General features: G+C 66.6%; 7 protein-coding genes and 1 riboswitch. Of the genes, 5 read left to right on the top strand and 2 right to left on the bottom strand.

The genetic code is table 11. From position 1 onward, the window contains the following. Both K2R93_17250 and K2R93_17245 read left to right on the top strand, forming a co-directional pair. The coding region (locus K2R93_17250) for a hypothetical protein (GenBank protein MBY0491588.1) at positions 1–255 on the top strand (255 nt) is incomplete at its 5' end. Between the two features lie 253 nt (positions 256–508). Then, positions 509–1,345: a DUF4399 domain-containing protein gene (locus K2R93_17245; protein ID MBY0491587.1), complete on the top strand. Its 837-nt coding sequence runs from the start codon at positions 509–511 to the stop codon at positions 1,343–1,345. 9 nt (positions 1,346–1,354) lie between these two features. Here the strand turns inward: K2R93_17245 and K2R93_17240 are convergent, their stop codons facing one another. Beyond that, a complete protein-coding gene (locus tag K2R93_17240; GenBank protein MBY0491586.1) occupies positions 1,355–2,197 on the bottom strand; it encodes an HAD-IIB family hydrolase in 843 nt (280 codons plus the stop codon). Between the two features lie 50 nt (positions 2,198–2,247). Here K2R93_17240 and K2R93_17235 point away from each other — a divergent pair, with 50 nt between their 5' ends. After that, positions 2,248–3,138, top strand: coding sequence for an alpha/beta hydrolase (locus tag K2R93_17235; protein ID MBY0491585.1), 891 nt, complete (start codon positions 2,248–2,250; stop codon positions 3,136–3,138). A gap of 1 nt (position 3,139) precedes the next feature. Here the strand turns inward: K2R93_17235 and K2R93_17230 are convergent, their stop codons facing one another. Continuing rightward, entirely contained in the window at positions 3,140–4,771 is a 1,632-nt protein-coding gene (locus K2R93_17230) for a peptide chain release factor 3 (protein ID MBY0491584.1), read from the bottom strand. Between the two features lie 138 nt (positions 4,772–4,909). On the opposite strand from K2R93_17230, the gene K2R93_17225 reads away from it, so the two are divergent. Together K2R93_17225 and K2R93_17220 are read left to right on the top strand one after the other, a co-directional pair. Further along, positions 4,910–5,944: a nitronate monooxygenase gene (locus tag K2R93_17225; protein MBY0491583.1), complete on the top strand. Its 1,035-nt coding sequence runs from the start codon at positions 4,910–4,912 to the stop codon at positions 5,942–5,944. A gap of 43 nt (positions 5,945–5,987) precedes the next feature. After that, positions 5,988–6,091: riboswitch (S-adenosyl-L-homocysteine riboswitch) on the top strand. A gap of 30 nt (positions 6,092–6,121) precedes the next feature. After that, positions 6,122–6,333, top strand: a 212-nt coding sequence (locus K2R93_17220; GenBank protein MBY0491582.1) for an adenosylhomocysteinase, incomplete at its 3' end; no start/stop codon positions are given.

The following is a 6,333-nucleotide window of genomic DNA, read 5'->3' as shown; positions in this document are numbered from 1 at the left end:
CCCACGGTGGGCCTGCACATGGCCGATGTGGACAAGCTCATCCGCGTGCTGCACCGCCTGGTGGACGGTGGCCACAGCGTGGTCGTGATCGAGCACGATCTCGACGTGATCGCCGAAGCCGACTGGATCGTGGACCTGGGCCCGGAAGGCGGCAAGGACGGAGGCCGCATCGTGGCCTCTGCGCCGCCTGAAGAGGTGGTGCGCCTGGGCACGCACACCGGGCAGGCACTGGGGCCGGTGCTCGCGCGGGCCTGAAGCGCCGGCATTCCGTGTGCTGCCCGTCTAACAGGCAGGCCGTGCCAGCCCAATGCTGGCGCGGCCTGCGGGACTTGTTCCGCGACTTGTCCACAAGGTTGACCACGGCGGCGTTGGATAACTGAGGTTCAGATCTGGCGTCATGCACCGTGCTGGCTCCCATATCCGTGTGATGCACGGGGCATCCCTTCCTGCTAGCCTCAGCTGTCTTGATACAAGTCAAAAAAGCATGAAGGCACGTTCGCTTCTCCCCATGTCCCTCGCTGCCCTGCTGGCTGGTCTGCAGCCCGCACTGGCGCAGCACACAGGCCATCATCTTGTGGCCGCAACGTCCGCTGCGCCAGCGACCGCGGCGTCCAACGTGCCCGAGATCGTGCCCCACCCCTGGGTCACGCTGCCGCCCACGCGCTCGCCCGAGTCCTATTTCACCAATCTCCAGGATGAGGAAGTCCGGGAGTCGCCCTTCGTGCTGCGCTTTGGTCTGTCCATGCGCGGCCTCGTGCCCGCGGGCAAGACCGCGGGGCGCGCGGGTCACCATCACCTGCTCGTGAACCAGCCGCTGCCACTGGATTTCACCAAGCCGCTGCCCTTCACCGAGAAGTACATCCACTTCGGCAAGGGGCAGATGGAGACCGTCATCAATCTGCCGCCGGGCAAGTACGAGCTGCGCATGCTGCTGGCTGACGAAGGACATATTCCCTTCTTCGTCTACAGCAAACCGCTGACGCTGACCATCAGCAAGCAGAACAAGGATGTGAATCCGGCCAGCCTGGCGGGGCCGGCACGCATTGAGATCATGAGCCCGCCGGCCGGCGAGACCTTGCGCCCGCCCTTCCGCGTGCAGTTCCATGCCAGTGGCTACAACATCTCGCACGTGGGTGCCAAGGCGCCGGACACCGGGCACTTTCGCCTGGTGCTCGAGCGCGCCGGTCGCAAACCGGAAGTCATGAACTTTCTCGCCGGGCAGACCGAGGTCTGGCTCAATCCGCCGGCCGATGACTATGCGCTGCGGCTGGAGCTGGTCAGTGGCACGACCGGTGCCGTGATGGCCCAGGCCGAGCCCCACAGCCTCAAGGTCGTAGCCCGCTGACCGGCGCGCTCAGGGGCGCAGCAGCGCCCGTACCAGTTCGGCAAAGCCTGCGCCGCGTTCGCCCTGCGTGATGTAGCGCGGCTTGTGCTGCAACTGGGCCTCGAAGCGCCGGATATTGGCCACGCCCACGCTGTGGGTGAAGTGCTGGAACATGGGCTGGTCGTTGCCCGAGTCGCCGACGAAGACCCAGCGGTCCAGTTCCTGCGTCAGATCACGCCCGTAGAGTTCGCGCACGATCCAGCGCGCGCCTCGCCATTTGTTGAAGTCGTCAAAGCAGCCATGGATGTGGATGCTGCTGACCGTGGTGTACATGCCGGCCCCTTGCAGGATGGCCAGGATCTGCTGCACGGCCTCGGGGGGCAGCTGCGTGTGTTCGTTGTAGTCGAAGGCCAGGTCGGTCTCGCGCCCGCCCACGTCGCGGGCCCGCAGCGCGCCCGGCACTTCGGCCAATACTTTGGCGGCCACCTGCTCCATGCGCGCCTGATGGGCGGCACGCGTCGCGGCGTCCTGTTGATACAGCTTGGCCAGCTGCCTGCGTGTGTGGCTTGAGGGATGGGAGCTGTACGGGCTCGCTGTTTCAGGCTTGGGTATGAGTGCGAGCGCGCCATTCTCGGCCACCATGGCATCGGCGGGCCAGGGCACCGTGCTGCCGCCGTCCATCAGCGGCACGCACCAGCCGATGTGTCGGCCGGTGATGGGCAAGACCGCCAGGCCCGCCGCCTTCAGGTCGGCCAGCGCCTGCAGGGCCTCAGCGGTGATGGCGCCCTCGGTCGTCAGCGTGTCGTCAATGTCGGTGAACACGCCGGTGATGCGGCGGCGCTGTTCGGCAGGCCAGTGGGCAAGAGGGAGCATGGGTGATGAAGGAAAATCGCAGCAACTTTAACTGAGAGGCAGACGCTTCCATGAAAGACAACGAGCTGCCCGTGCAGGGCACACAGCACTGGGTGTTACAGGACGCGCTGCGCCTCTTCCTCTGGGAAAAATGCCAGGGCACCCCCCAGGGCAAGCCCGTGTTGGTGCTGGCCCACGGCTCGGCCACGGCCGGCCGCGAGAGCTTCGACCTCAAGGTGCCGGGGCGGCCCGAGTACAGCCTGATGGACTTTCTGGCGAAACAGGGTTTCGACGTCTTCGCGCCCGACATGCGCGGCTTCGGCAGCTCCACCAAGCCCGAGGGGCACATCACGACCGAGCAGGCCGCTTCTGACCTGAATGCCGTGGTGGACTTCATCTGCAAGCTGCGGGGCGTGCCGCAGGTGCAGCTGCTGGCCTGGTCCTGGGGCACGCAGTACAGTGGCCAGTTCGTGATGGCCCATCCGCACAAGGTGGCGCGCTATGCGGCCTACGCGCAGATGCACGCCGACAGCCCGGATCTGAAGGCGCGACGCGAGCGTCTCGCCACCTTCCAGCGTGCGCCTTACATCCGTATCACGGAGCAGGGCTGGAAGCTGCGCTTCAATTCCCTGACGCCCGAGGATGTCAACGACCCCGTGGTCATGGACGCCTTCGCCAAGTCCGCGACCCTGGTCGAGCTCAAGTCACCGACGGGCCCGCAGGTGGACCTGCTCACACGCCAGCCGCTGATCGATGCCACGAAGATCACCGTGCCGACGATGCTGATCCACGGCCAGTACGACGACGTGGCCGATCTCGAGGGGCTGCTGCCCTTCTTCACGGCCCTGCCCAACCCGGACAAGCAGTACACCGTGATTCCGGACGGCGGGCATATGCTGCATCTGCAGAAGGGGTATGCGCGCTTTCAGCGCGCGGTCGCGAACTGGTTCGCCGTGCGCTGAATCAGCCTGCGCTCTGCAGCGCCAGGCCCGCATGCTCGCGCAGCGGATGGAAATGGATCTTGGGGAAACGTTCCTGCGCCAGCCGCACGTCATACGGCGAGGTACAGAGATAGGCCAGGGTATCCGCCGCGTCGCGTGCCAGGCGCTGCGGGTAGGCGTCGCAGAAGGCTTTGAGTTCGGCCGGGGTGTCGGCCGTGATCCAGCGCGCACCGGTGTACTGGCAGCCTTCGAGGCGCACGTCGGCGTCGTATTCGCTCTTGAGGCGGTGCTGCACCACTTCGAACTGCAGCTGGCCCACGGCACCCAGCAGCATATTGCCGCCCATCTCGGGTTTGAAGACCTGGATGGCGCCTTCCTCGCCGAGCTGGGCCAGGCCCTGCTGCAGCTGCTTGGTGCGCAGCGGGTTCTTGAGCACCACGGTCATGAAGAGTTCGGGCGCGAAGAAGGGCAGGCCGGTGTACTGCAATGCAACGGAGCCGTCGGTGATGGTGTCGCCCAGCTGCACGCCACCGTGGGTGGTGAAGCCCACGATGTCGCCAGCGTAGGCTTCTTCCACGGCCTCGCGCCGCTGGCTCATGAAGGTCACCACGCTGGTGGGCCGCAGCTCCTTGGCCGAGCGCTGTACCTTGAGCTTCATGCCGGGCTGGTACTTGCCCGAGCAGACGCGCACGAAGGCGATGCGGTCGCGGTGGTTGGCGTCCATATTGGCCTGCACCTTGAAGACCACGCCAGAGAAAGCGTTGTCGTCGGGTTGCATCTCCTTGACCACGGGCTGCTTGTTGACGACCAGCGAACTGGTGCGCGGACCGGGCGAGGGGGCGAGGTCCACGAGCGCGTCCAGCACCTCCATGACGCCGAAGTTGTTCACGCCCGAGCCGAAGAACACCGGGGTCTGTTTGCCGGCGAGGAAGGCCTCGCGGTCGAAAACAGGTGAGGCGCCGGTGGCGAGTTCCATGCTCTCCACCGCAGCTTCGTAGTCGTGGCCGAAGCGGGCCTTGAGCTTGTCGGTATCTCCGACCGGGATGGTCTCGAAGTCCTGCGGGCGGCGCTCGCTGCCCGATTCGAAGACCGTCATGGCCTGGGTGCGCAGGTTGATGATGCCGCCGAAGCTCTTGCCCTGACCCACGGGCCAGGTCATGGGCACGCAGGGCATGCCGAGCTCGCGCTCCACCTCGTCCAGGATGTCCAGCGGGTCGCGGACCTCGCGGTCCATCTTGTTGACGAAGGTGATGATGGGTGTGTCGCGCTGGCGGCAGACCTCGATCAGGCGGCGCGTCTGGGCCTCCACGCCGTTGGCCGCGTCGATGACCATGAGCGCCGAGTCCACGGCGGTCAGCACGCGGTAGGTGTCTTCCGAGAAATCCTTGTGGCCGGGGGTGTCGAGCAGGTTGATCACATGGTCGCGGTACTGCATCTGCATCACCGAGCTGGCCACCGAGATGCCGCGCTGCTTCTCGATCTCCATCCAGTCACTCGTAGCGTGGCGGCTGGCCTTGCGGCCCTTGACGGCGCCCGCGATCTGGATCGCACCCGAGAACAGCAGCAGCTTTTCAGTCAACGTCGTTTTACCGGCGTCGGGGTGCGAGATGATGGCAAAAGTGCGGCGGCGCCGCGTTTCGGGAGCGTAGGACACGGGAATTCCAGCCTCGGTGGGGCGGGCCGGGACGGCCCGCAACGGACGGGCAGTGCGCGGCGCGGAGGGCGCCAAGACTGCGTGGCCGCAATTTTATCCGGCCGGGGCTATAGTCGGCCCGATGCTTGAGGAGAACGCATGACGCTGCAAGACTTGCTGGGCACGGAACTGCCCCTGATCCAGGCGCCCATGGCGGGCGTGCAGGGCAGCGCGCTGGCCATCGCCGTGTCGAATGCCGGGGGGCTGGGCTCGCTGCCCTGCGCCATGCTGGCCCCCGAGGCCCTGCGCGCCGAGCTGGAAAAGATCCGTGCGCAGACCACGCAACCTTACAACGTCAACTTCTTCTGTCACCGCCCCCCCGAGCCCGATGAACGCCGTGAAGCGATGTGGCGCCAGAGCCTGGCCCACTACTACCGCGAATACGACATCGATCCCGCCACCATCCCCGCCGGCCCGGGGCGTCGCCCCTTCGATGCCGTGGCGGCCGATCTGCTGGCCGAGTTCAGGCCGCCCGTCGTGAGCTTCCATTTCGGCCTGCCGGACGAGGCCCTGCTGGCGCGTGTGCGCAGCTGGGGCGCCAGGGTGCTGTCCTCGGCCACCACGGTGGAGGAGGCGCGCTGGCTCGAAGCCCATGGCGTGGATGCCGTCATCGCCCAGGGCCTGGAGGCCGGCGGTCACCGTGGGCATTTCCTCTCGGACGATCTCACGAGCCAGGCCGGCACCTTCGCCCTGCTGCCGCAGATCGTGCGCGCGGTGCACGTGCCGGTGATTGCCGCTGGCGGCATTGCCGATGCGGCCGGGGTGCGTGCAGCGCTGGCGCTGGGTGCGGCCGGCGTGCAGGTGGGCACGGCCTATCTGCTCTGCCCCGAGGCCACGACCAGCGCCGTGCACCGTGCGGCGCTGCAGAGCGAAGCGGCGCGTCACACGGCACTGACCAATCTCTACACCGGCCGCCCGGCGCGCGGCATCCTGACGCGCCTGATGCGCGAGCAAGGGCCCATGAGTCCTCTGGCGCCGGCCTTTCCGCTGGCCACCTCCGCCGTGGCGCCGTTGCGCACCAAGGCCGAGGCGGCGGGTTTGGGTGACTTTACGCCCCTCTGGGCTGGACAGAACACCAGTGGCTGTCGTGCGGTGCCGGCGGCCGAGCTCACGCGCCAGCTGATGGACCGTTGATCGGGCGATCAACGAGAAATCGGCCGGCTTCGTATAATCTCGGCTTTCCGAGGAGCGTTGCGGCTCGTCCCGCCTGATCACCAGGCCGACGGGTTAGGCTCGGATCCCAAGGTTTTCTGCCTTGCCTCCCAACTGCGCTCACCCACCAGTCTGCTGTGAGGTGAGCCTGTCTTTCCTCTGCTGACTCCGGTGGTGTCCCAACCGCTATGTATTGGAGTTCACATGAGTGCCGTTCTCAAACCCGCCCAGGACTATGTCGTTGCCGATCTGACGCTGGCCGACTGGGGCCGCAAAGAGATCAAGATCGCCGAAACCGAGATGCCCGGCCTGATGGCCATCCGCGAGGAGTTCGCGGCCAAGCAGCCGCTCAAGGGCGCGCGCATCACCGG

Source organism: Gemmatimonadaceae bacterium (genome assembly GCA_019752115.1).
GTDB lineage: Bacteria > Gemmatimonadota > Gemmatimonadetes > Gemmatimonadales > Gemmatimonadaceae > Gemmatimonas.
This window is presented reverse-complemented; position numbering and strand designations above follow the sequence as displayed.